Origin of the sequence: Streptomyces sp. NK08204 (assembly GCF_020400585.1) — a bacterium.
In the GTDB taxonomy this organism is placed as follows: domain Bacteria; phylum Actinomycetota; class Actinomycetes; order Streptomycetales; family Streptomycetaceae; genus Streptomyces.
Genome location: NZ_JAINVF010000009.1, coordinates 244,464 through 269,769 on the forward strand (window position 1 = coordinate 244,464; position 25,306 = coordinate 269,769).

Below are 25,306 nucleotides of genomic sequence, written 5' to 3' on the forward strand. Positions count from 1 at the left end.
CGCCCCGCGCGTCCCGGCGTGCGCGGCTCCAGGATGGGAGCATGGCGAACCCCTCCCGGCTGCGGGCCGCAGCGCTGACCACCGCCGCCGTGCTGCTGTCCGCGCTGCTCGCCGGATGCAGCGACGACGCCAAGGACAGTGACCTGGCCGCGCAGAAGCTGGACTGGAAGGACTGCCCGGCCCCCTCCGAGGCGGAGGGCAGCGGCAGCGCCCCGTCCCCGCTGCCGAACGGCACCAAGTGGCAGTGCGCCACCATGAAGGCGCCTCTCGACTGGAGCAGGCCCAAGGGCGACACCATCGGCATCGCCCTCATCCGCGCCAGGGCCAGCGGTGAGGCGGGCAAGCGGATCGGCTCCCTCGTGTTCAACTTCGGCGGCCCGGGCGGCAGCGGCATCACCGCGCTGCCCGCGTTCGCCGCCGACTACGCCACCCTGCGCACCCGCTACGACCTGGTCAGCTTCGACCCGCGCGGAGTCGGGCGCAGCGCGCCGGTGAAGTGCGAGAGCGACAGCCAGCTGGACGCGTACTTCCAGCAGGACGGGACGCCCGACGACAGCGCCGAGCGCACTCAGCTGCTCAACCGCACCAAGCAGTTCAACGCTGCCTGCAAGAAGCACTCCAAGAGGGTCCTGTCGCATGTGCGCACCACCGATGCGGCCCGAGACATGGATCTGATGCGCCAGGTCCTCGGCGACGACAAGCTGCACTACTTCGGCATCTCCTACGGCACCGAACTCGGCGGCGTCTACGCCCACCTGTTCCCCAGGCACGTCGGGCGGGCCGTCCTCGACGCCGTGGTCGATCCCACGCAGAACCCGGAGCAGAGCGCGCTCGGACAGGCCAAGGGTTTCCAGCTCGCGCTCGACAACTTCGCCCGGGACTGCACGTCGAAGGTCACCGAATGCCCGGTCGGTGACACCGCCCAGGACGTGAAGAACCGCATCGCCAAACTGCTGGCCGACCTGGAGAAGAAACCGATCCCCGGCCTCCCCCCGCGCGAGCTGACCCAGACGGCCGCGACCAACGGGATTGCGCAGTCCCTGTACTCGAAGGACTTCTGGGAGTACCTCACCGAGGGGCTTGAAGAGGCGTACAACGGTGACGGCAAGATCCTGATGCTGCTGTCCGACGCGATGAACGGCCGCAGTGAGAACGGCGAGTACAGCAACATCACCGCGGCGAACATCGCGATCAATTGCGCCGACGAGAAACAGCGCTACACGGCGGACTTCGTGCAGCAGAAGCTGCCCGAGTTCCGTGCCGCCTCCCCGCTGTTCGGGGACTTCCTGGCCTGGGGCATGGTCAGCTGCACCGACTGGGCCGTGCCGGGCGCCGCGGACCACCCCGACGTCAGCGCACCAGGGGCGGCGCCCATCCTCGTCGTCGGAAACACCGGCGACCCCGCCACCCCGTACGAGGGCGCGCAGAAGATGGTGGACGCGCTCGGCAAGGGCGTCGCCGTCGAGCTGACCTACAAGGGACAGGGGCACGGCGCGTACGACAGCAAGAACACGTGCGTGCGGGGCGTGGTGGACGGCTATCTGCTGGAGGGGAAGGTGCCGAGGGCCGGTACGGTCTGCTCCTGATCCCCGCATTCGCACACAATTCCCCCCGTCTGAGGAATTCCGCCGAACCATCCCAAGAGCCCAGCGAATCCCCAGGTCACAGCGTTATCCACAGGCTGTCACGGGCTGTGTTCCGGCGGCCTACGATGGCCTCATCGCTCGCCGCGGACGAGATGCGGGGGGCCCGTGAGGGGGTGCGCATGTCTCGATTCCCGCGGTGGTTGGCTGCCGCGACGACGGCGCTGCTGGTGGCCGGGTGCGGCGGTGGCTCGTCCGGTGGGGGCAGCGGCGAGAACAAGGCGGCCGGTGACCGGTCCACTTCCCCGTCGGCCGCAGCGTCCGCCATGCGAGCCCTCCCCTCCTCACTCACCGGGCAGCGCCTCGACTGGCACCGCTGCAAGGCCACGGCGGACTCGGACGCGCCGGGCGACGACTGGCGGTGCGCGACGCTGAAGGTGCCGCTGGACTGGTCGAGGCCGGACGGCAAGACGATCGGGCTCGCCCTCATCCGCGCCCGGGCGACCGGCGGCGACCGGATCGGCTCGCTCATGTTCGACTTCGGTGGCCCCGGCGCCTCGGGCGTGTCGATGATGCCGTACTACGCGGCCACCACCGCCAAGCTCCAGGAGCGCTACGACCTGGTGAGCTGGGACCCGCGCGGGGTCGGCGCCAGCGAGGGCGTCCGCTGCCGGAGCGACCGGGAGATCGCGGCCAGGGAGGACGTGGACGCCACCCCGGACACCCCGGCCGAGGAGCAGGCGTACTTCCAGGACTCCGCCGACTTCGGCAAGGGTTGTCAGAAGGCCGCCGGGCCACTGCTGGCCCACGTGTCGACCGCCGACACCGCACGCGACATGGACCTGATGCGCCAGGTCCTCGGTGACGGCAAGCTGCACTACTTCGGCATCTCCTACGGCACCGAACTCGGCGGCGTCTACGCCCACCTGTTCCCCAGGCACGTCGGGCGGGCCGTCCTCGACGCCGTGGTCGACCCGACGGCGGACGCGGTGGGTCACGCCGAGAACCAGGCCCGCGGCTTCCAGCGGGCCCTGAACGACTATCTGAAGTCCACGGGCCAGGACCCGGAGCAGGGCTCGCGGAAGATCGCGGACCTGCTGCGGCGGATCGATGCCCGGCCGCTGCCGACGTCGTCCGGGCGGAAGCTGACCGAGACGCTCGCGGTCACCGGGATCGTGCTGCCGCTGTACAGCGAGTCGAGCTGGCCTACGCTGACGAGCGCGCTGAAGTCGGCACAGCAGGGCGACGGTTCACGGCTGCTGGCACTCGCGGACCAGTACAACGAGCGGGACTCCGCGGGGCACTACGGCACCACGAGCCACGCCCAACGGGTCATATCGTGCCTGGACGACCGGCAGCGGCCCACCCTGACGGAGACGAAGAAGCTGCTGCCGCAGATCAGACAGATCTCGCCGGTCTTCGGGAACTTCCTGGGCTGGGACACGGCCGGCTGGTGCCACGACTGGCCGGTACCGGGCCAGTACGACACCCCCGAGGTCAGCGCCCCCGGTGCGGCGCCGATCCTGCTGGTCGGCAACACCGGGGACCCGGCCACCCCCTACGAGGGCGCCCGCAGGATGGCCGACGAGCTGGGCAAGGGCGTCGGTATCGAACTCACCTGGAAGGGCGAGGGACACGGGGCGTACGGCAGCGGCAGCGACTGCGTCGACTCGACGGTGAACGCGTACCTGTTGGACGGCACGGTGCCGGCGGACGGCAAGGTCTGTTCCTGAACGCGACGGGGCACACGCAGCTTCACAGCAAGGCGATCTGCCAGACGAGGAGCAGCGTGCTCAGCACCGCGGTGAAGATGGCACCGCGGAGCGTGGCGCCCAGGCCGCCGTAGGGATCCATCGGGCTGTAGGGACTGTCCAGGGAGACGAGGACGGTCATCGAGGAGCCGAGGTCGGCGGGTCGGCCGAAGCTCGCGTTGGCGATCTCGGCCTCGTAGCGCTTCCCGTCGATGTGGTAACGGACGACCGGCGTGAGGAGGTACGCGCCCGGCTTTCCGCTCTCGGTGGCGCGGTTGTCGATCACCTCGGCCGACAGCTCGAGCGCCGTCGGCCGAATCTGCCGGAGCGTCACATTGTTCCGTAGTTCGCGCGCCATGGTGACGAGCGATGCCACGAGTACTCCTGCTGTCACCAACACCCACACCATGGGGCATCTATAGCGCACCGGGGAGAGCCGGCCAACGGGCAACGACACAAGCCCATGGCGTCTGAACTGGTCAGAGTCGTGGGCTCCTCAGTCGTGCTGGTCAGCCGGAGTGCCGATCAGCAGACCGGCAAGTCAGGGCACGTGTGGCCTGACCTGCGGATCTCCCTCGTTCTCACCCATCCGGGGCCGTCGTGGGGCCGTCAACGGTGTCAGGGCCGTCCGCGAAGGCCCGGTTCACCGCCGTCCGGGTCCGCTTCTCGCTGCTGGGCATCAGATGCGTATACGTCCGCAGTGTGAAGCCCGGATCGTGGTGTCCCAGGTACTCGGACAGAGCCTTGACGCTCTCCCCCGCATCCAGCAGGACGGACGCATAGAAGTGCCTCAGCGCGTGCATTCCGCTCGCTCGACCGCGAGGGTCCCGCGCCACGCTCCTGCAGAGTTCCTACGGGCATGGCGACGCGTTGACCGATGTCCTCGGCTCTCTCCAGCTCCTCGGAGTGTCCGGCAGGATCACGGACTTGAGATCTTCCGGCCGTTGCTCGTTCCAGGTTCCATGTGAGAACGCTGACCCCTAGCATCCTCGCGTGGAGGAGAGACGAATTGGCTTTGGCCCGCGCGAGCAGCGCAATATTCGGATGCGCGCATTTGGCCTTGTGGTGCTGGTCGGCCTCGTAGCGGTGCTGGTGGTGACCAAGTCGCACGGGACCAACTGGACCGCCCTCGCCGTGCTCGTGGTCGCCCTTATTACCGGCGTCCTCACAATGCTGCGGTACGGCTCCGGCGCGACGTTGCTGACCCCTTCAAGTGTGGTGCTGACCACCGTGTTCGGTCGGAAGTCCGTGCCATGGGATCAGGTCACCCGCATTGAGGTCCTCGGTCGCACCGGCCGCTTTGGGCAGTACTGGCGGATAGCCCGAATCCACCGTACCGATGCGCGTCCACTGCCGCTTCCTGGCCTCGTCGAGGCCGGGTCGGGCCTGTCGGAGGCCGAGTTTCAGGAGCAAGTACGCACCCTGCTGAACTACTGGCAGCAGGCGACCGGACGCACCGAGAAGATACTCATCACTCCCTGAGCCCATCGGAGATCGGCTGTCGGCACGGCACCTGACATCAGCGTTGGCAGTCAACAGCGGACCGGAACGTCTGAGGGCGAACCGGAATCCGCCCCCGACCGCGAGTTTCAGCACGCAGCAGGGTCAGACGGCGTCGCCGTCAACGGCAGCGGGTTGGCTTGCCGCCATGACCGATGACGCCGTTCTTCGCCTGGACCGCGACAGCGCTGAAGATCCGTACGAGGTGTTGTGGCCAGTCGGCGAGCACCTTGCTGCCGATGCGTCCAACCCGGTCTTGCCTGACGAAGCCCACACACGCCTAGGCCGGATGATCAAGCCTTGGGCCACTAGCTGGGCAAGTCCGCGCCTCTGCAGGACCGTGGGGCTGGGCCGTCCTGGGGCCGTCCGAGGTCAGCCGACACCAACCGACAAGGCCCCGGAGTCCTAGCCCAGACACCGGGGAGCAAGTAACCCGCCGGTAGGTTTCAGCGGTTCAGATCCACCGTTTCCCCACGCCAGGCACCTCGTTGAGCCGATCGGGTGAACGCCCGGAGAGTCGACGGCAAAGGGGCGGGCGTGCGACAGGAGTGGTCGCCGGAAGACGTGGTGGCGTGCTGGACGCTGGTAGATGGTGACTGGGACTTGGTGGCGAATAAGTCTGGCCCGACCCGGCTCGGCTTCTGCCTGATGCTCAAGTTCTTCGAGATCGAGGCCCGGTTCCCGGATGTCGTCGAGGAGTTCCCGCAGCCCGCAGTGGAGTACGTTGCCGAGCTGGTGAAGGTGCCGGTGGCCGAGCTTGCGAAGTACGACCTGGCGGGCGCGAAGCGGCACCGTAAGCAAATCCGCGAGGCGCTGGGCTTCCGCCCGGCGACCCTCGCGGACGAGGAACAGCTGACGGCGTGGCTGGCCAGCGAGGTGTGCCCGGTCGAGCTGGTGGAGGACCGGCAGCGCGAGGCCCTGCTGGTCGAGTGTCGGGAGAGGAAGATCGAGCCTCCCGGCCGGACCAGGGTCGAGAAGGTTCTGGTTGCCGCGCGGGGCCGGTGGGAGAAGGCGTTCTGCACCCGGACCATCGAGCGCCTGGGCGACGCGGGCACGGCACGGCTGCTGGCGCTGGTCGGGGAGGACAACGAGGACGGCACCGCGTTGCTGGCCGCGCTCAAGCGCGACCCGGGCGCGGTCGGCTTGGACTCCCTGCTGACGGAGATCACCAAGCTGAACGACGTGCGCAGACTCGGTCTGCCCGACGGGCTGTTCGCAGACTGCTCGGAGAAGCTGCTGGCCGCCTGGCGTGCGCGGGCGATCAAGATGTACCCCTCGGACTTCCGCGACACCGCCGAGGACGTACGGATCACGCTGCTCGCGGCGCTGTGCTCCTCTCGGCAGGCGGAGATTACCGATGCCCTGGTGGATCTGCTGGTTGCCCTGGTGCAGAAGATCAACGCCCGTGCCGAGCGCCGGGTAGAGAGGCAGCTGACGGCGGAGCTGAAGAAGGTCCGCGGCAAGGAGGGCATCCTCTTCAAGCTCGCCGACGCCGCGATCGGCAAGCCGGACGAGATCGTGCGCACGGCGCTGTACCCGGTGGTCGGGGAGAAGACGCTGCGTGACCTGGTGGCCGAGGCGAAGGCGAACGAGAAGGTCTTCAAGGCCAAGGTCCGCACCACGCTGCGCTCGTCGTACAGCCACTACTACCGGCAGATGCTGCCGCCGCTGCTGAACACGCTGGGCTTCAGGTGCAACAACACCGCCTACCGGCCGGTGATGGACGCGCTGAAGCTGCTGGCCAAGTACGCCGACATCGACGGCAAGACCCGCTTCTACGACGGTGCCGACGAGGTGCCGATGGACGGCGTCGTACGCAAGGACTGGCGCGAGGCGGTCATCGATGACAAGGGCAAGGTCGAGCGCATCCCCTACGAGCTGTGCGTCCTGGTCGGGCTGCGGGACGCGATCCGCCGCCGCGAGATCTACATCGAGGGCGGGTTGCGCTGGCGCAACCCGGAGAACGACCTGCCCGGCGACTTCGAGGCCACCCGCACGGTGCACTACGCCGCTATCCGCCAGCCGATGGACCCGCAGGCGTTCATCACGGACCTGAAGCGGCGCATGACCGACGGCCTGGACCGGCTCTCGGCAGCTCTGGCGGACGGCTCAGCGGGCGGGGTGAAGGTCACCGCCCGGCACGGTGAGCCGTGGATCACCATGCCCAAGCTGGAGAAGCTGGACGAGCCCACCGGCCTCCAGGCACTCAAGGACGAGGTCGTACGCCGGTGGGGCGTCCTCGATCTCCTGGACGTGCTGAAGAACGCCGACTTCGCCACCGGCTTCACTGATGAGTTCTCCTCGGTCGCCGCGTACGAGCGCATTGACCGGGCCGTCCTCCAGCGCCGCCTGTTGCTCGCGCTGTTCGCCCTGGGCACGAACATGGGCATCCGAGCGATCGTGGCGACCGGCGAGCACGGCGAAACCGAGGCCGCCCTGCGGCACGTGCGCCGGCACTTCATCACCGTCGACAACCTGCGGGCCGCCGTGACGAAGCTGGTGAACGCCACCTTCGCGGCCCGTGACACCGCGTGGTGGGGGCAGGGGACGGCGTGCGCGTCGGATTCGAAGAAGTTCGGGTCCTGGTCCTCGAACTTCATGACCGAGTACCACGCCCGCTACGGCGGCAACGGCGTGATGATCTACTGGCACGTGGAGCGGAAGAACGTCTGTATCTACTCCCAGCTGAAGTCCTGTTCGTCGTCTGAGGTCGCGGCGATGATCGAGGGACTTTTGCGGCACTGCACGGACGCCGAGATCGAGTCCAACTACGTGGACACGCACGGCGCGAGCGTGGTCGGGTTCGCGTTCACCGAGCTGCTGAACTTCCGTCTGCTGCCCCGGCTGAAGAACATCGGCAGCATCCGCCTGTACCGGCCCGACGACGACCCGCCGGGGTGGCCGGCGCTCGGCGGCTCACTGACCAGGTCGATCCGCTGGGACCTGATCGCCCAGCAGTACGACCAGATGGTCAAGTACGCCACCGCCCTGCGCCTGGGCACTGCGGAGGCCGAGCAGGTCCTGCGGCGCTTCACCCGTGGCGGTCCCAAGCACCCCACCTACCAAGCCCTCGAAGAACTCGGCCGCGCGGTGCGCACGATCTTCGCGTGCGACTACCTCGCCAGTCCTGGCCTGCGCCGCGAGATCCACAGCGGGCTCCAAGTCGTGGAGAACTGGAACAGCGCGAACACCGTGCTGCACTACGGCAAGGACGGCGCCTTGACCGGCCCTGACAAGGAGCACGCGGAGACGTCGATGCTCGCGCTGCACCTGCTGCAGTCCGCACTCGTGCACGTCAACACCCTGCTGCTCCAGCAGGTGCTGGCCGAACCGGCATGGGTAAAGAAGCTCACCGACGAGGACCGGCGCGGGCTGACCGCTTTGTTCTGGTCCAACGTCAACCCGTACGGCACCTTCCGCCTGGACATGGACAAGCGGCTCGACCTGGCACCGGTCGCCGCCATGCCCCGCCCCCGCACCGCGACGGACGACGCTGATTTCGAACTGAAGATCGTCTAACGGTAGGCTCATTCCGCAACACGACGCGAAGGGGAGATCGGTGGCGCGGGTTGCGGTGATCGGTGGGGGAATCAGCGGGCTGGGGACGGCGCTCATGCTTGGCCGCCGGGGCCATACGGTCACGCTGTTCGAGCAGGCTGCACGGCAGGCCGGAGACGACCTCGACCGGGACTTCTTCCACTGGGACAGGCCCCGAGTCCCGCAGGCCAACCATCCCCACTCGTTTCTCGCGCCCGTCCGCACCATGTTGCGCACCGAGACCCCTGATGTCTACAGGGACCTGCTGGCACGCGGAGCCCGGGAATACCACGACTTCGACTGGTTCGACGAGCATCCGCCGCACCGGGCTGGCGATGAGGACTTGGTAACCCTGCGCACCCGCCGCATCGTGTTGGAGGCCGCCCTGACCGCGGCCGTGCGGCGGGAACCCACCGTCGAAGTGCGGCAAGGCTGCCGGGTGCGCGCCCTCACCTTCGAGGAGGGCCGCCCTCCCCGGGTCACCGGCGTACAGGTGGGCGCGGAAATGCACCAGGCGGACCTCGTCGTCGACGCGGCCGGCCGTCGCTCGTCGGTCCCCTCCTGGCTGACCGCGGCCGGCTGCCGCCCGCCCGTGATCGACAGCCACCGCACCGGGATCGCTTATCTGTGCCGCTGGTACCGCCTGCGCGCCGACGGCCCGCATGACCCCGGACGGGTAAAGACCGGCTCGGCCGCACCGTTCGCCCTCGCCGGCGTCTTCCCTTCCGACAACGACATCTTCGCGGCGCACCTGGTGCTCTCCACGAGTGATCCGACCCGAGGCGCCCTCACCGACCCTGCCGTGTTCGAGGCCGTCGCCCGCCTCTTCCCCGCCACCGCCGCCTGGCTCGACCTGGCCCCCGAACCACAGACAGCCGTCCTGGCGATGGCCGGCCTGGACAACCGCTGGACCGCCCTCGCCGACGATGACGGACCTATCGTCACTGGCCTGGTCAACGCCGGAGACAGCCTCATCCACACCAACCCCACCTCGGGCCATGGCGTGGCCCTCGGCCTGCGCGCCGCCCAGCACCTCGCCGCCCATGTCGACCAGATCGCCGCGGACCCCATCGGCTACCACGCCTGGACGGCACAGGCCCTCCGCCCGTTGTTCGACGCGCAGGTGACGGCCGACCGCGCCAACGAGCAACGCCTCGGAGAGAGCTCACCGCCCTCGGATCGACGGGCTGCTGCGCTGGCCGCCTGCGCCTTTGACGATCCCGTCGTCATGCGAGCCCGCGCCCAGGTACGCCATCTCCTGCAACCGGCCGACGATGCCTACGCCACCGACGAAGTGAACCGAGCCGTTATCGACTGGCTGGCCGACCACCCAGACTTCTCGCCCACGCACGACGGCCCGACTCGCGATCAGTGGGACGCACTCATTCCAGGCTGAGCGCTTGCCTGGTACCTCACCTTCGACGCTGAGTGTCGGCAAATGACCGTCTGTCGACACTCGCCCCGGCGATCAAGAGCCCGCAGGCGGGCAGTGTCGACAACTCGTGCCGAGAATCAACGTCGGTGAACGGTCCGCCCGATAGATTCCGACACATGTTCATCGGCTACGCGCGGGTCTCGACCGCCGATCAAAACCCCGATCATCAGATCGACGCCCTGCTACGGGCCGGCGTCGACCGCGACAACATCCACGTCGACACCGCGAGCGGCGCGAAGGCGTCCCGGCCGAAGCTCGATCTCGTCCTCCAGCTGCTGCGCGAGGGCGACACGCTGAAGGTCACCCGGCTCGACCGGCTCTCCCGGTCCGTGCTGCACCTGGTGACCCTCGGCGCCGACCTGCGCGAGCGCGGCATCGGGCTGCACGTCATCGAGCAAGGCATCAACACCGCCACGATGGAGGGCCGGGCGATGTTCGGGATGCTGTCCGTGCTCGCCGAGCTCCAGCGCGAGCTGATCGTGGCGAACACCAACGACGGGCTCGCCGCTGCTCGTGCTCGCGGCCGGGTCGGCGGGCGTCGGCCGAAGCTCACCGCGGACCAGGCCGCGCTCGCCCAACAGCTCTACGACGAGCGGGAGAAGACCGTCCAGCAGATCGCCGACATGTTCGCCGTGCCCCGGTCGACGGTGTATGGCCACCTCGACAAGACGAAGACCGTGCCCCGCCAGCCCAAGAAGACCACGGCCGCGAAGCCCTGAAAGCTACCGGCGGGTTACTTGCTCCCCGGTGTCTGAGCTAGGACTCCTGGGCCGACAACGACAGAAGCCCACGGCGTCTGAGCTGGTCAGAGCCGTGGGCTTCCTCAGCCTCGCTGGTGAGCGAGACCGGTGATCAGTAGACCGGCTTGTGCGGTTCGATCTGGTTGATCCAGCCGATGACGCCGCCGCCCACGTGGACGGCGTCGGCGAAGCCCGCGGACTTCAGGACCGCGAGGACTTCCGCACTGCGGACACCCGTCTTGCAGTGCAAGACGATCTTCTTGTCCTGCGGGAGGGACTCCAGGGCCGCGCCCATGAGGAACTCGTTCTTGGGGATCAGCCTGGCGCCGGGGATGGAGACGATCTCGTACTCGTTCGGCTCTCGGACGTCGATGATCTCGATGTTCTCGCCGCCGTCGATCCACTCCTTCAGCTGCTTGGGAGTGATCGTCGAACCGGCGGCGGCCTGCTGGGCCTCCTCGGACACGACGCCGCAGAAGGCCTCGTAGTCGATGAGTTCGGTGACGGTCGGGTTCTCGCCGCAGACCGCGCAGTTCGGGTCCTTGCGGACCTTGACCTGACGGTACTGCATCTCGAGGGCGTCGTAGATCATCAGGCGGCCGACGAGCGGCTCGCCGATGCCCGCGAGGAGCTTGATGGCCTCGTTGACCTGGATGGAGCCGATGGACGCGCACAGCACGCCCAGGACGCCGCCCTCGGCGCAGGACGGGACCATGCCGGGCGGCGGGGGCTCCGGGTAGAGGCAGCGGTAGCAGGGACCGTGCTCGGACCAGAAGACGGAGGCCTGACCGTCGAAGCGGTAGATCGAGCCCCACACGTACGGCTTGTTCAGCAGCACGCAGGCGTCGTTGACCAGGTAGCGGGTCGCGAAGTTGTCGGTGCCGTCGACGATCAGGTCGTACTGGCTGAAGATGTCCATCACGTTGTCGGCTTCCAGCCGCTCCTCGTGAAGGATCACGTTCACGTACGGGTTGATGCCCTTGACGCTGTCACGCGCGGACTCGGCCTTGGAGCGGCCGATGTCGGACTGGCTGTGGATGATCTGGCGCTGCAGGTTCGACTCGTCGACCTCGTCGAACTCAACGACACCGAGGGTGCCGACGCCCGCGGCGGCGAGGTACATCAGCGCCGGCGAGCCCAGGCCGCCGGCGCCCACACAGAGCACCTTGGCGTTCTTCAGCCGCTTCTGCCCGTCCATCCCCACATCGGGGATGATCAGGTGGCGGGAGTACCTGCGAACCTCATCTACGGTGAGCTCGGCAGCCGGCTCAACCAGGGGTGGCAGCGACACGGGGACTCCGTTGGTCGGTCAGTCATGACGGTCATGACGGTTGTTCTCCCGTAACACTGCCATGACGATTTTCATTCCGAGACACGTGTCCCGACACGCGAGACGATTTCGTCCCAGTAACCGGGCATGGTCTCCCAGGGGTCGGCCCGGCCACCATGATCCGTACGGTCGGTGAAGTAGATCGTCGCCGCGCCCTGCCAGCGCGCCATGCGCAGCGCCTCCTCCAGGTGACCGCGGGGCACGCCGTGCACGAAGTGGCAGAAGCGGTCGGGCGGATAGTCGGCGGTCCACTCGGCGACCTGCGAGAAACGGTAGTCGGACCAGGGTCCGTGAAAGGTCACGAGCTGGTCGGCGCACTCCGCGTACCCGGGGTGGTGCGGCTGGCGGCCGTGGCCGAGCACGATGTGAGCGGTGTCACTGATCGCCCGCAGGGTGCTGACCGTACGGCGGACCTCGGCGAGCGCGGTGCGTTCGGTGGGACAGCGGTGCAGCAGGAAGCCTTCGACCCGGTACCAGTCCAGATAGCGGCGTGCGTCGGAGAGCAGGTCGCCGAGGGCTCGGGCGCCGTGCGCCGCGTCCAGGCGGCCGAGGACGCGGACACCGGCGGCGCGCAGCCGCCCGGCCGCCTGGAGGCAGTACGGGTCGGGCCGGCTGCCCGGCCCGGCGGCGACGTCGAGGACCACCCAGTCCAAGGGGGTGCCGGGCCGGGCGAGTTCGGCCCACTGGGCGGGGGCCAGCAGGGGGTGGGCGAAGCCGGGGATGCCGAGGGCGGTGCGGACCCCGGTGCCGGTGGCGCCCGCCGCGGTGCTGGTCAGATGCGGCATGCCGCCTCCATCCAGATGTCGGCCAGGGATTCTTCGAGGTTGATGCGCGGCCTCCAGCCGAGCCGGTCGCGGGCGGTGCGCACATCGGCCTGCTGCCAGCTGCCGCAGCCGTCCGGGTACGGGAACGCGGCCAGGGGCGCGTGGTCGGAGTCGGCCCGGGGGTGGACGATGGAGCTGCGCAGAGGGCCGGGCGGGGCGTCGAGTTCGTGCAGGGCGCCGCCGTATCCGGCCACGCGGGCAAGGACGGCGGCGGCGTCCTTGAGGCGAACGGCACGGCCGGAGCCGATGTTGATGACGCCCTGCGCCGCGGAGAGCGAGGCGGCGTGCACGGCGCGGGCGACGTCGCGTACGTCCACGAAGTCGCGCTGCACGCCGAGGCCGCCCAACTTCAGTTCCCCGTCGCCGGACTGCATGGCGCGGCGCATGGCCTCGGCGAGGCGGCCGAGCGGGGAGCCGGCCGGGGTGCCGGGTCCGGCGGGCGAGAAGACGCGCAGCACGACGGCGTCGAGTCCGGAGCCCAGGACCAGTTCGGTCGCGGCGAGCTTGCTGACGCCGTACGGGCCGCCGGGGCGCGGGACGGCGTCCTCGGCCGTGGAGGAGCCGGGCTGGCTGGGCCCGTACTCGGAGCCGCACCCGATCTGCACCAGACGTGCCCCGCAGCCGCTGCGGCGCAACGCCTCGCAGACGGTGGCGACGGCGACGGTGTTGTGCCGGGTGAGCTCCCGCGCGCCGCCGCGGGTGGCGCCGGCGCAGTTGATGACGACACCGGGGTGGACGGCGTTGAGGAAGCGGGTGAGCGCGCCGGGGCTGCCGGTGGCGAGGTCGAAGCGGACGTCGGCGTCGTCGCCCCGGCCGAGCGCGGTGAGCTGGACGGCCGGGTCGGCGAGCAGCCGGTCGGCGACGAAACGGCCGAGGTATCCGTTGGCTCCGATCAGCAGGACCCTCATCGGGCGCCTCCTGGGATGTGGGCACCGGCGGCTGCGAAGGCAGCGGCGACCCCGATGGCAACGGCGGCTGCGGACGCTGCGGCAGTTCCGGCTGTTGCGGCAGTTCCGGCGGTTACGGGAGTTCCGTTGGTTACGGCGGCTCCGGACGCTCCGGGGCGGGAGGTGGTCATCTGGTGTTCTCCTTCGTAGGGGTGGTGCGGTTGCCTCCGGCGGCGTGCCGGACCGGTGGCGGAGGGTTCACTCGGGTGCCCCCGCGGGCGCGTGCGCCGAGGCCCGGGTGAGGGCGTGGGTGGCGTGGACCAGCAGGGCAAGGGCCCCCGCGCCGCAGGCGAGGGCGGGCACGCCGGCCGTTCCACAGGCGTCCACGAGTGCCTGGACGGGGCTCGCCAGGAAAGCGCAGCCGGGCAGTCGGCCGCCCAGCAGCAGCGCGGGTGCCGCCACCTCGACGGCCGCCGTCACGCCGAGGACGAGACCGGGGGCGCGCCGGTGGTGGTGCACGCCGAGCAGCCGGGCGAGCAGCAGCAGGGCGCCCAGGGTGAGCGCCTGCGGGTAGGCGGCGGGCTCGTGCAGGAGGGTGCTGCACAGCAGGAGCAGCGCGGTGACAGCGCCCAGGAACAGCGTGAACGTGCCGAGCAGCAGAGGCTGCACGGCGGCCGTGAAGTCGTGCAGGCCCCGGCTGCCGGCGAGCCTTCGGCGGGCGCCCGCCGCGAGCAGGTGGGCGCACCATGCCGCCGGGGCGCAGGCCAGGGTGAGGGCCAGGACGGGCGCGGTGGCCGTCGGCCAGGGGCCGTCCGGGGCGCCGGTGGGCAGGGCGTCCGGGCCGCCGGTCATGACGGCCTGGAGGAGTCCGTCGCCGAAGAGGGCGTAGCCGAGCAGCCAGAGCGTGCATGCGCGCGTGCCGGGTGCCGCGGGCCGCGCCGGGGTGCCGGGCGGGGCGGCGAGAGGGCCGCGGCCCAGTGCCACGCGGAGCGCGAGGGCTACGGCGAGGACACCGCCGAGGGCCACCAGGAAGCGGGGTTGCCCCTGGGTGAGGCGCACGCCGGTCACGGTGGCTGTGCCGAGGGCGCCGGGCAGCAGGGTGAGCAGCACCCAGTCGGCGCGGACGCGGGGCGCCTGGGGAGGGTCGGGCGCCGGGCGCGGTTCGTTGTCGCGGGGCACGCGCGCGTAGAGCTCCTCGGCGAGCGAGAAGACGTCCCGGTGGCGGAAGCGGGCCGCGGTGCGGTCGGTGACGCCGTGTGCCTCCAGCCCGGCCGCGATCTCCAGGGGGTCCACGGCCCGCTCGCACAGCTCACGGTGCCGGTGCAGCAGCGCCTTGACGGGGTCGACGGCACCGCGTCGCAAGGCCGTGCGACGGACCTTGTCGGCCACGGCGGCCACGGCGCCGCGCGCGTCGGCAGGGGTGGGGCCAGTGCCCGGGACGGGCGGTGGGGGCGGCACCGGCGTCCGCTGCCGCTCCTCGGAGGCGTCCTTGGAGGCCAGAGGGCTTGTAGCGCCCAGGAGGCCCACGGCAGGACCGCCCGCAGGTCCCGCAGCCGGCGCGGTCTCTGCCGCCTCGGAGCCCGGGAAGTCGGCAGCGGCGGAGGCCGCGGAGGCCATCCGGCCCGCAGCGGGCGAGGGCGCCTCACCACCGGATTTCTCCGTCTCCCCGCCCTCTGCCAGCCACTCCCCCGACCGCTCGTCCCACGCGTCGGCGCCGCTCGGCATCCCCGGCCGGTCCCGTTCGCTCAGCTCGCTCGGGTCACCCGGCTCCTCCCCCCGGCGCGCGTCTTCCCCTTGCGCACGCGCGCCCTCTGCTCTACCGCTCATCGCGCTCCCTCCGCAGCCGCGACCTGTGTCGCCCGGACCGGTGCCATGACGGCCCAGGCGGGGATGCCGCAGGTGAGGGCGTGGGCCGTGGGACCGGGCAGGCGGCCAGGAACATGGGACTCGGCCGGGGTGGCGAACGGCAGGGGTTCACCGGCCTCGTCCAGGAGGACCCGGCGCACCGGGCAGTGCGAGACGATCTCCAGGTAGAGGCCGTGGAACGCCTCGATGTTCTGCTCGACGGTGAACAGTTCGAGCGCCCGGGCACGCGCTGCGGCACCGAGGCGCACACGGCGCTCGGGGTCGCGCAGCAGCGCCACGCACGCCTCGGCGAGCGCCCGTGGATTGCGCGGCGGGACCACCAGGCCGGTACCGCCGATCGCCTCGACCACGGCACCGACGTCCGTCGACACCGTGGCCCGGCCGCAGAACATGGCCTCGACAAGACTGATCGGGAAGCCCTCGACGACGCTGGACAGGACGATCACGGCGCCGGACGCGTAGGCGTCGGCGAGCGTCGGCGCCTCCGGACCGCCGATCTCCTCGAAGGAGACCGGGTTGTCGCCGACCGCGTGCACGCCCTCGGCCTCGTCCGGGAAGAGCTGCGCGGCCAGGGCCCGGCAGTGGCCGAGGTAGGCCGGGCCCTCGGGACCCGCGGGGGTGCCGACGACCCGAAGGCGGGCCCTGGGCTCCTCCCTGCGGACCTCCGCGAAGGCATGCAGCAGCGAGACCAGGTCCTTGGCGGGTTCCACGCGGCCGACCCAGACCAGTGTGTCCGGGTCGCCTCGGTCGGGTGACTCGCCGACCTCCGTGAAGTGGGCGGACTCCATGCCGGGGTACACCGTGCGGATCCTGGCCCGGTCGGCGCCACACCGTTCCTGCCAGCGGCGCGCGTGCGCGTTGCCGGGGGTGAGGATCTCGGCGCGTCGGTAGACCTCGGTGGCGAGCCGGCCGTGGAAGGCGGCGAGCAGGGCGCGTACGGCGGGGGCGGCGTCGTCCGGGCCGAGGGTCAGGTAGTGCGAGCGCAGTTGTACGCCGTACTCGGTGACCAGCAGCGGGACGCCGCAGAAGTGCCGGGCGAGCAGGCCGGGCACGGCGGCGGGACCGCCGGCGGTGGCGTGGCAGAGGTCGGCGGCGCCGAGGCCGTCGTCGCCGTACCAGTCGAGGGCGAGGGGGCGCAGGGCGCGTTCGAGGTGAGCGGTGATGGTGAGCAGGTCGGGTACGCGCGCCTCGTGCGCCGTGCGCAGCGCGCCGGGGGCGCGGCAGGCGCGTTCCAGGGCGCGTACGGCGGTGTCCGACCGGAGCGCTCCGGTCAGTCCGCCCTCGTCCCGGGCGAGTTCGGCGAGTCCGTACAGCGCAGTGGCGAAACGGTCCGCCAGACCGTCGGAGTCGGCACAGACCGCCGCGACCAGTTCCTCGTAGCACTCGGCGAAGCGCCGGCGCGCGCGCCGTCCGTAGGCGACCCCGTCGTCCTCGGCCGTCCACAGCGGCGCCGTACGAACCCGGCTGACCTGGGGTGGGAGCGGAACCCAGCCCTCGGCCTCCTGCTGCCGGCTGCGGCTGAGCGCGTAGACGTCGAACTCGTGCTGTGCGAGCCCGCGCACGAGCCGGTCGCACCAGAGTCTGGCGTCACCGCTCACATACGGATAGCCACCCTCCGTAAGCAGTCCGATGCGCACGTGTGCACCCCCGATCTCCTGTTTGGGGAGCCGCCGTCGCTCCGGCGGCTCGCAGCGGGACGAACGTATGCGGACAAGGCGGTGGCGCGACGGACGGTTGTCCATCGCGCCACCAAAAGGGGTGAACGGTCGTAACTTTCGCGTGCAGGACGCGTTTTGCCGCGCTAGGAGATCAGGAGGTGACTGTCCGGCTGCCCGACGTCATGCCACGGCAGCCTCACGCCGGACCGTCAGCTCTCCGGGAAGGGCCAGGGGTTGGGCAGGCAGTGGATGCCGTCGTGGTCGAGGAACTTGGTCTGCTGCTGCATGACCGGCGCCAGCTCGCCGTCCCGTCGGCAGCTGACGTGACCGTGACCGAGCCGGTGCCCGACCTCGTGATTGATGAGCATCTGCCGGTACGCATGGATCTTGTTCCCGTACGTCTTGCTGCCCTGGGCCCACCGGTAGGCGTTGATCATCACGCGTTCGGTCGCGGCCGAGTCGCAGGAGACGTTGTCCTGCGTGGTGTCCAGCCCGGACTTCGCACACCACTTGGCGGTCGTGCCGGGGCTGGCCAGGGTGATCACGAAGTCGGGCTTGCCCGAGGAGACGCGCTCGAAGGTGCGGGCGCCGCCGTGGGACCAACTCCGTTCGTCGTTGAGGGTCTTCTGCACGGCCTCGGCGAACAGCGCGCCGTCCAGGCCCAGCCCCTGCTCGACGTCCACGCGGTACGTGTACTTCCGCCCCGTGCCCGGCGCCCTGGCGAAGCCGGGCACCGTGTCGAACTTCCCCGGGCCCTTCAGCGTGGCGCCCAGCGGGTACTTCCGGTCCATCTTCTGCTCGTACGTCAGTGCCGCCGCGCTCGGCGTGGCGGAGGGGCTCGTACGGTCGTCACCGCGGGAGGCGGAGTCGTGGGCGTCGCGCGCCTGGTCGGTGGCGGAACTCGACCGTGCGGCGCCGTCCTCGCGCCGCGCGGTCACGTGCCCGGCGACGACGACCGCCAGCACGGTGGTGACGGCGGCGGCTGCGATCCCCGTGAAGGCCCGCCCCTTGCCGGCGCCCCGCTGCGCCGGCACGCCGGTGGGCGGCGCGTCGTCGCCCCGGTCGGCCTCGGGGCCCGCCTCGGTGGCGTACGACTCCGAAGTCGCGGTCGGCGGCTCGCCCGCGCGGGGCGCGGGGACGTCGGGTTCCTTGTCGAAGGCGTCGAGATAGTCCTGCCGGGGTCCGGTTCCACGTCCAGGACCCGGGCCTGGAGCACGCCCGGGAACAGGGCGGTGTCCTTCGCCCCCCGCCTGCCGCTGTCTTGGCAGCCCGGCAGCGGGCACACCGGCACCGGGCGCACCGGCACCGGGTCCGACGACAGCAGGTCCGACGACAGCAGGTCCGACGACAGCAGGTCCGACGACAGCGGGCCCGCCGGTGCCGGGCCGCACACCGGCAGGCCCGGCGAACTCACCCCAGCCGCCCCCGGCTTCACGCTGCTCGGGGTGGCCACCACGGACTCGGGGGGTGCCGTGCGCGGGGGTCCCATCGGGGGGACGCGGCACACCATGCGCGGGCGTGCCGTCAGGCAGACGCGGCACGTCCTGCCCCGGAGCGCGCCGCTGCCCGGGCAGGCCGGGCGGCGTCAGGGGCGGAGCGCCCGGCGGCGTCGTTCGCGCGGCTTCCGGGCCGACGGCTCCGCCCCGGGCATCCTGCACATCATGCGGACCCTGCGCGTCCTCCGTGCCTCGATCGTCCTGGCGTTTCGCGGAGCCCGGAACCCGTCCCCCTCGCCTTGCGGCTATGTCCGCGGGGCCGTCCTTCGGCGCCGGTCCCCTACGGCTGTGACGTCCCACCTCGGCCCTCAGCTCCCCGTACTCGTGGCCGTGACGTCGCCCCCGGCGGCCTCACCGGAGTCGACGGAACCCACCGGAACCACCGCATCCGCAGACGCGGCCGAACCGGCCTGTGTCAGAAGCTCCCGGAACGCCCCGGCCACCACGTCCGGGTACTCCATCATCGCCACGTGCCCGGCGTCCGGCAGGGACAGCAGGCGGGAGTCACGGAAGGAGCGGGCGGCCTTCTGCGCCATGCGATAGCCGACCAGTTGGTCCCGGCCGCCGTAGATCAGCAGCGTCGGCGCGAGCACACGCTCGGCCTGGCGCCACAGCCCATGCTGACCGCCCAGGGTGTAGGCGTTGACCACACCGCGCGCGGAGCGTGCCATCGCATCCCAGAAGTACGGCAGTTGCTGCCGTCGCTCCAGCTCCTCCACGGCATACCGAAACGCCTCCGGCGAAACCCGCGCGGGGTCGCCGTAGCAGAGCGCCATGACACCGCTCACCCGCTGCTCGGCCGTCCACTCCTTGGTGAGGCGGGTGAACAGTGCGGCCACTCCCGGGACGCCCAGCAGGGCCGTCGGTACCGCGGTCCGCTGGACGCGCAGCTCCGGCAGGGCGGGCGAGACGAGGGTGAGCGTACGGACGAGATCGGGGCGTACGGCGGACACGCGCGTGGCGACCGCGCCGCCGAGCGAGTTGCCGAAGAGGTGCACCGGGCCGCGGCCGGCGGCGTCGAGGTAGCGGATCACCGCGCGCGCGTGCCCGGTGACCGAGTAGTCGCCGTCGTCCGGGGGCGGGGAGTCGCCGAAGCCGGGCAGGTCGACCGCCTCGCTGTCGACGACGCCGTCCAGCCGCACCATCAGCTGCGACCAGTTCTGCGAGGAGCCGCCGAGCCCGTGGACGTACAGCGCGGGCGGCAGACCCGCGCGCGCGGGCCGGCGGGACCGGAGCGACAGGGTGACCCCTGGCAGCCTGACCGACCTCATCCGCTCGCCCTCGCCGACCCGGACGGGTGCAACCCGCGGAAGCACACTGGCGGCCGGCACGGAGGGTGACTCGGTCGAAGACATGTCGCAATGTTACGAGACGATCACTTCGCGATTCACGTGTTCGCCGTCACAGCGTTCATTCCTCGCCACCGGTACCCGCACCGCCCGCACCCGCCCGCAGCGCCCGCGCCCGTCCGCACGGCTCGTGTGGCGAACGGGCGCTCATGGCATGGCGCCCGCATCAGGTGTCTCCTAGGCTCGTACACAGGGCACCCGCGTGTGGACCCGCCCTGCTGCTTCCAGGGACGTTCGTAGGAAGGGAGCCCGATCATGGCCTATGACCCCATCGAGCCCGACACGATCGAGGACCTGGAGGACGAGGAGAGCGCGGAGCTCGACTTCGAGGCCGCCGAGGGAGACGCTGCCGAGCAGCACGCCGACATCGCGCCGGACCGCGACGAACCGCTGACGAAGATCGTTCCGGACCGCGCGAACGAGGCCGATCTCGCCGAGCAGGCACGCGTGGTGGCCCTCGACGAGGACGACTACCGCTGACGTCGAACGCCCCGTCCCGGCCGCACCGGCCCCTGTCAGGCCGCATCGGCCCCGCTCCGTGGCTTTCGCCGCCGTCCGGTACATGAAATTCTGCGCTCGCACCGCGCACACCACGATTACCGAAAAGTACGATGGCGGCGCGGCGACACCGCATGTGGACGACTTTGGGAGGCGGCGTGACAGCCATCGAGCAAACTGAGGCGGCGCGCCCACGGGGTACCCGTCTGCCGCGCCGAGCCCGACGGAATCAGCTGCTGGGCGCCGCTCAGGAGGTTTTCGTCGCGCAGGGCTACCACGCGGCGGCGATGGACGACATCGCCGAGCGGGCCGGCGTCAGCAAGCCGGTGCTGTACCAGCACTTCCCCGGCAAGCTGGACCTCTACCTCGCTCTGCTGGACCAGCACTGCGAGTCGCTGATCCAGGCCGTGCGCGGCGCGCTGGCGTCGACGACGGACAACAAGCAGCGCGTGCGGGCGACCATGGACGCCTACTTCGCGTATGTGGAGGACGACGGCGGCGCCTTCCGCCTGGTCTTCGAGTCCGACCTGACGAACGAGCCCGCCGTGCGCGAGCGCGTCGACAAGGTCACCAACGACTGTGCCGAGGCCATCTCCGAGGTCATCGCCGAGGACACCGGCCTCTCCCGCGCGGAGTCGATGCTGCTGGCGTCCGGACTGGGCGGCCTCGCCCAGGTGGTGGCCCGTTCCTGGCTGCACAGCGACCGGAGCGTCCCGCGCGAACAGGCGGTACATCTGCTGGCCTCGCTGGCGTGGCGGGGCATCGCCGGCTTCCCGCTGCACGGCACCGAGTCCCGCTGACCCCCGTTTGTTCCCGCGCGGTGTTCGCTCCTGGCGTTCCGTCCCGCAGCGTGTACGTCCCCTCACCGGGCTAATGTGTGCTGCGTACGGCGCGGAAGATCGCGCACATCACTGACCGTCGGAGGGACATAGCCGTGGAGGTCAAGATCGGCGTGCAGCACGCGCCCCGCGAGATCGTTCTGGAGAGCGGTCAGAGCGTCGAGGAGGTCGAGCGCGTGGTGGCCGAGGCACTGGCCGGCAAGTCGGCGCTGCTGAGCCTCGTGGATGAGAAGGGCCGCAAGGTCCTGGTCCCGGCGGACCGCCTGGCGTACGTGGAGATCGGCGAGCCGACGGTGCGCAAGGTGGGCTTCGGGACGCTGTAGGTCCACGCAGCGCTCCAGGTCGGGACCAGGGCCCGGTGGCACATGCCGCCGGGCCCTCTTTGCGCCTGCCGGCACACGGGCGGCAGCGCAAGTCCTCCCCCAGCGGAGGATTGGAATCCGCAGGTCACGGGTATGACGGGGTACGAACGTCAAGGGCAGGCCGCCCCCCTGGGAGGACGTCGGATGATCCTGGAAGTGCTCGGATCCGCTGTGCTCGGCCTGGTGCTCGCCTGGGCGGCGGCACACCGCCTCTCGCACCGGCTGCCGGCCCGCCCGCTGGTGTACTCGACGGGCGTCGCCGGAGCCGTCTTCGGCGCCTTCGTCACCCACAGCGTCCTGGGCCCGGGAAGCCTCCCGCTGAGCATCCTCGGCGCGGCCGTCGTGGCGGTGGCGTCCCTGTCCCTGCTGCTGCGCCCGTCAGGCAGCCGCCTCCGCCGACGATCAGCGACGGCGTAGCGGTTCGCACCCGCAGAGCGCTACGCGGCCAGGCCCAGCGCGGCCATCCGCTTCGTGTGCGCCTCCGTGATCCGCGAGAACATCCTGCCGACCTCCGCGAGATCGAACCCGTCGGCGACACCGCCCACGAGCATGGTCGACAGCGCATCCCGGTCGGCGACCACCCGCTGGGACTGCGACAGCGCCTCGCCCATCAGCCGCCGCGCCCACAGCGCCAGCCTTCCGCCCACACGCGGGTCGGCGTCGATGGCCGCGCGCACCTTCTCCACCGCGAAACCGGCGTGCCCGGTGTCGTCCAGGACGGCGAGCACGAGTTCGCGGGTGTCGGAGTCCAGGCGGGCCGCGACCTCCCGGTAGAAGTCGCTGGCGATCGAGTCACCGACGTACGCCTTGACCAGACCCTCCAGCCAGTCCGAGGGTGCCGTCTGCCGGTGGAAGCCGTCCAGGGCCGCGACGAACGGCTCCATCGCCGCGGTCGGCTCCTCGCCGATCTCGGTGAGCCGGTCCCGCAACCGCTCGAAGTGGTGGAACTCCGCCGATGCCATCTTCGCCAGCTCCGCCTTGTCCGTCAGGCCCGGTGCCAGCTTGGCGTCCTCCGCGAGCCGCTCGAACGCCGCCAGCTCCCCGTACGCGAGCGCGCCGAGCAGGTCCACGACCGCGGCGCGGTACTGCGGGTCGGCGGAGGCCTGCGCCCAGTCCTGGGCGGCGACCCCGGTGTGGCCGGCGGCGGAGGCGTTCTCAGGCTTGTCAGAGCTAGTCATGAGGCGCACAATAGCCCGCCTGCCGCACCTCGGAAGCCTCTGCCGACCACTGTGACCACGACTACGTGACCAAATCGGCCATCGCATGTGCGCGAATCCGGGGTATGGTGGTAATGCGCCCTGCTGAGTGCGTCGACGATGTACGACGGCCTCGACAGGGTCAGCACGCATGAGGATGCCCGGTCGGTGGCCCGATCGGCTCCGACCCGACAGCCCTCCCCACCCGTACGGCACTGTGCGTACGACGACCGGAGGGACACCCTCAGCGGCACGAGCGCTCGAGCGTCGGCAGAGGTCCCGTGTCATACGGCTTGCCCCAGTGGTTCGCCCGTACGGCAGCCGACGTCCCCGGCACGGTCAGACATGACCCCCGCGCTCGCCTCGGGCCGCGCACACAGAAGAGGCATGATCCTGACTACGACGTTCCGAGAGCTTGGGATTCTCCCCGAGACCGCCGAGGCCCTGGAGGCCGTCGGCATCATCACCCCCTTCCCCATCCAGGAGATGACGCTCCCCGTCGCCCTGTCGGGCACCGACGTCATCGGCCAGGCCAAGACCGGCACCGGCAAGACGCTGGGCTTCGGTCTTCCGCTGCTCGAGCGGGTCGTCGTCCCCGCCGACGTCGAGGCCGGCCGCGCCGCCCCCGAGGCACTCACCGACGCCCCGCAGGCGCTCGTCGTCGTACCGACGCGCGAGCTGTGCACGCAGGTCACCAACGACCTGCTGACCGCGGGCAAGGTGCGCAACGTACGCGTCACCGCGATCTACGGCGGCCGGGCCTACGAGCCGCAGGTCGAGACCCTGAAGAAGGGCGTCGACGTGATCGTCGGCACCCCGGGCCGCCTGCTCGACCTCGCGGGCCAGAAGAAGCTGAGCCTGAAGCACGTCAAGTGCCTGGTCCTCGACGAGGCCGACGAGATGCTCGACCTGGGCTTCCTGCCCGACGTCGAGAAGATCATGGACATGCTGCCGGCGAAGCGCCAGACCATGCTGTTCTCGGCGACCATGCCGGGCGCGGTCATCGGCCTCGCCCGCCGCTACATGTCGCAGCCGACGCACATCCGCGCCACCGATCCCGCCGACGAGGGCGTGACGCAGGCGAACATCAAGCAGTTCGTCTACCGCGCGCACTCCATGGACAAGCCGGAGATGGTCGCGCGCATCCTGCAGGCCGAGGGCCGCGGACTCGCGATGATCTTCTGCCGTACGAAGCGGACGGCCGCCGACATCGCCGAGCAGCTGCAGCGCCGCGGGTTCGCCTCCGGCGCGGTCCACGGCGACCTCGGCCAGGGCGCCCGTGAGCAGGCTCTGCGGGCCTTCCGCAACGGCAAGGTCGACGTCCTCGTCTGCACCGACGTCGCCGCTCGCGGAATCGACGTCGAGGGCGTGACGCACGTCATCAACTACCAGTCCCCGGAGGACGAGAAGACGTACCTGCACCGCATCGGCCGCACCGGCCGCGCGGGGGCGAAGGGTACGGCGGTCACGTTCATCGACTGGGACGACATCCCGCGCTGGCAGCTGATCAACAAGGCGCTGGAGCTGGACTTCAACGACCCGGTGGAGACGTACTCGACGTCCCCGCACCTCTTCGCCGACCTGAACATCCCCGAGGGCACGAAGGGCATCCTGCCGCGCTCGGAGCGGACCCGTGCCGGGCTGGCGGCCGAGGAGCTGGAGGACCTGGGCGAGACCGGTGGCCGCGGTGCGCGCGGTCGCGGAGGCCGGAGCGGTCGCGGTGACCGTCCGGAGGCCGTGACCGCCGAGCGCGAGCGGACGAACCGTACGCCGCGCCGCCGCCGTCGTACGCGCGGCGGGGCCCCGGTGGACCCGTCCGCCACGCCGGCTACGACCGCGACGGCACCGGTGCCGGCCGACGAGTCCGCCACGGAGGAGTCCGCCGCCAGGCGCACCCCGCGCCGCCGTCGCCGTACGCGCGGCGGAGCGTCCGCCGAGCCGGTGACGGCCACCGCGGCGACGGTCACGTCGACGGCACCGGTGACTCCCGAGGCCGCCGTCGACACGGTGGACACGGCGGAGGGGCCGGCCGCTGCGGACACGCCGGAAGTGCCGCGCCGCCGCCGCACGCGCAAGTCGGCCGAACCGCAGGCGACCGAGGCTGCGCCCGCCGAGAGCCCGGTGACCGAGCCGGCCGCCGAGGCCGGCCCGGCACCGGAGACGAAGCCGCGCCGCCGCACGCGCAAGACGGCCACCACGGCGCCGGAGGCCATCGAGGTGGAGGCCGCGGTGGACACCGTGGAGACCACGGAGGCCAAGCCGCGCCGGCGCACCCGCAAGGCGGCCGTGGGCGCCGCGGAGACCGCGGAGGCCGCGGAGGCCGCGGTGACAACCGCCGAGGGCACGACGGCCGTGGGCCCGGTGTCCGAGGCCACGGCGGAAGCCGCCCCGGCGGCCAAGCCCCGCCGCACCCGCAAGACGGCTGCCGCGAAGACCGAGGCAGCCGCCGAAGCCG

Annotated in this window: 21 protein-coding genes; 11 read left to right on the forward strand and 10 right to left on the reverse strand. The window is 71.0% G+C overall.

What is annotated here, in order from left to right; genetic code table 11:
- Positions 1–41 precede the first annotated feature (41 nt).
- Entirely contained in the window at positions 42–1,586 is a 1,545-nt protein-coding gene (locus tag K7G59_RS17145; protein ID WP_225835053.1) for an alpha/beta hydrolase, read from the forward strand.
- Positions 1,587–1,765: 179 nt separating this feature from the next.
- Entirely contained in the window at positions 1,766–3,316 is a 1,551-nt protein-coding gene (locus K7G59_RS17150; RefSeq protein ID WP_225835056.1) for an alpha/beta hydrolase, read from the forward strand.
- Between the two features lie 22 nt (positions 3,317–3,338).
- Here K7G59_RS17150 and K7G59_RS17155 read toward each other — a convergent pair whose 3' ends face one another.
- Together K7G59_RS17155 and K7G59_RS17160 are read right to left on the reverse strand one after the other, a co-directional pair.
- On the reverse strand, positions 3,339–3,710 hold the full coding sequence (locus K7G59_RS17155; RefSeq protein WP_225835058.1) for a hypothetical protein: 372 nt from the start codon (positions 3,708–3,710) through the stop codon (positions 3,339–3,341).
- Positions 3,711–3,915: 205 nt separating this feature from the next.
- Positions 3,916–4,137 (reverse strand): tyrosine-type recombinase/integrase, encoded by a 222-nt coding sequence (locus K7G59_RS17160; protein WP_374114241.1) that lies wholly within the window; start codon positions 4,135–4,137, stop codon positions 3,916–3,918.
- A gap of 190 nt (positions 4,138–4,327) precedes the next feature.
- On the opposite strand from K7G59_RS17160, the gene K7G59_RS35065 reads away from it, so the two are divergent.
- The 4 genes from K7G59_RS35065 (at position 4,328) to K7G59_RS17180 (ending at position 10,525) form a co-directional block, all read left to right on the forward strand.
- Positions 4,328–4,816 (forward strand): PH domain-containing protein, encoded by a 489-nt coding sequence (locus K7G59_RS35065; RefSeq protein WP_225835061.1) that lies wholly within the window; start codon positions 4,328–4,330, stop codon positions 4,814–4,816.
- A 555-nt stretch (positions 4,817–5,371) separates the two neighbouring features.
- The gene (locus K7G59_RS17170) at positions 5,372–8,353 is read left to right on the forward strand and encodes a Tn3 family transposase (RefSeq protein ID WP_225835063.1); all 2,982 of its coding nucleotides are present in this window, start codon (positions 5,372–5,374) and stop codon (positions 8,351–8,353) included.
- A 40-nt stretch (positions 8,354–8,393) separates the two neighbouring features.
- Complete coding sequence (locus K7G59_RS17175; protein WP_225835065.1) at positions 8,394–9,767, forward strand: FAD-dependent oxidoreductase; 1,374 nt, start codon at positions 8,394–8,396, stop codon at positions 9,765–9,767.
- A 155-nt stretch (positions 9,768–9,922) separates the two neighbouring features.
- Positions 9,923–10,525 carry a recombinase family protein gene (locus K7G59_RS17180; RefSeq protein WP_225835068.1) on the forward strand — a complete coding sequence of 201 codons (603 nt, stop codon included), beginning with the start codon at positions 9,923–9,925 and terminating at the stop codon, positions 10,523–10,525.
- Positions 10,526–10,658: 133 nt separating this feature from the next.
- Here the strand turns inward: K7G59_RS17180 and moeZ are convergent, their stop codons facing one another.
- The 7 genes from moeZ to K7G59_RS17215 all read right to left on the reverse strand — a co-directional run bounded on the left by moeZ (position 10,659) and on the right by K7G59_RS17215 (position 19,962).
- Positions 10,659–11,837 (reverse strand): adenylyltransferase/sulfurtransferase MoeZ, encoded by a 1,179-nt coding sequence (gene moeZ / locus K7G59_RS17185; RefSeq protein WP_225835070.1) that lies wholly within the window; start codon positions 11,835–11,837, stop codon positions 10,659–10,661.
- Positions 11,838–11,908: 71 nt separating this feature from the next.
- Complete coding sequence (locus K7G59_RS17190; protein ID WP_225835072.1) at positions 11,909–12,661, reverse strand: spherulation-specific family 4 protein; 753 nt, start codon at positions 12,659–12,661, stop codon at positions 11,909–11,911.
- Positions 12,649–13,608, reverse strand: coding sequence for an NAD(P)-dependent oxidoreductase (locus K7G59_RS17195; protein WP_225835074.1), 960 nt, complete (start codon positions 13,606–13,608; stop codon positions 12,649–12,651). Before K7G59_RS17195 ends, K7G59_RS17190 begins: the two co-directional genes overlap by 13 nt.
- 237 nt (positions 13,609–13,845) lie before the next feature.
- Positions 13,846–15,414 carry a hypothetical protein gene (locus tag K7G59_RS17200; RefSeq protein WP_225835075.1) on the reverse strand — a complete coding sequence of 523 codons (1,569 nt, stop codon included), beginning with the start codon at positions 15,412–15,414 and terminating at the stop codon, positions 13,846–13,848.
- Positions 15,411–17,090 carry a DUF3492 domain-containing protein gene (locus K7G59_RS17205; protein WP_225835077.1) on the reverse strand — a complete coding sequence of 560 codons (1,680 nt, stop codon included), beginning with the start codon at positions 17,088–17,090 and terminating at the stop codon, positions 15,411–15,413. Before K7G59_RS17205 ends, K7G59_RS17200 begins: the two co-directional genes overlap by 4 nt.
- Positions 17,091–17,320: 230 nt before the next feature.
- Entirely contained in the window at positions 17,321–18,907 is a 1,587-nt protein-coding gene (locus tag K7G59_RS17210; protein ID WP_225835079.1) for a DUF3152 domain-containing protein, read from the reverse strand.
- 8 nt (positions 18,908–18,915) lie between these two features.
- Positions 18,916–19,962, reverse strand: a complete 1,047-nt coding sequence (locus tag K7G59_RS17215) for an alpha/beta fold hydrolase (protein ID WP_225835081.1) — start codon at positions 19,960–19,962, stop codon at positions 18,916–18,918.
- Between the two features lie 249 nt (positions 19,963–20,211).
- On the opposite strand from K7G59_RS17215, the gene K7G59_RS17220 reads away from it, so the two are divergent.
- The 4 genes from K7G59_RS17220 to K7G59_RS17235 all read left to right on the forward strand — a co-directional run bounded on the left by K7G59_RS17220 (position 20,212) and on the right by K7G59_RS17235 (position 22,072).
- Positions 20,212–20,436, forward strand: a complete 225-nt coding sequence (locus tag K7G59_RS17220) for a hypothetical protein (protein WP_225835083.1) — start codon at positions 20,212–20,214, stop codon at positions 20,434–20,436.
- 176 nt (positions 20,437–20,612) lie between these two features.
- Positions 20,613–21,254, forward strand: coding sequence for a TetR/AcrR family transcriptional regulator (locus K7G59_RS17225; RefSeq protein ID WP_225835085.1), 642 nt, complete (start codon positions 20,613–20,615; stop codon positions 21,252–21,254).
- A gap of 134 nt (positions 21,255–21,388) precedes the next feature.
- On the forward strand, positions 21,389–21,616 hold the full coding sequence (locus K7G59_RS17230) for a DUF3107 domain-containing protein (protein WP_225835090.1): 228 nt from the start codon (positions 21,389–21,391) through the stop codon (positions 21,614–21,616).
- A gap of 183 nt (positions 21,617–21,799) precedes the next feature.
- Positions 21,800–22,072 (forward strand): hypothetical protein, encoded by a 273-nt coding sequence (locus K7G59_RS17235; RefSeq protein ID WP_225835091.1) that lies wholly within the window; start codon positions 21,800–21,802, stop codon positions 22,070–22,072.
- Positions 22,073–22,092: 20 nt separating this feature from the next.
- Here the strand turns inward: K7G59_RS17235 and K7G59_RS17240 are convergent, their stop codons facing one another.
- Positions 22,093–22,833: a ferritin-like fold-containing protein gene (locus K7G59_RS17240; RefSeq protein WP_225835092.1), complete on the reverse strand. Its 741-nt coding sequence runs from the start codon at positions 22,831–22,833 to the stop codon at positions 22,093–22,095.
- Between the two features lie 405 nt (positions 22,834–23,238).
- Between K7G59_RS17240 and K7G59_RS17245 the strand changes: the two genes are divergently transcribed.
- The coding region (locus K7G59_RS17245) for a DEAD/DEAH box helicase (RefSeq protein ID WP_374114242.1) at positions 23,239–25,306 on the forward strand (2,068 nt) is incomplete at its 3' end.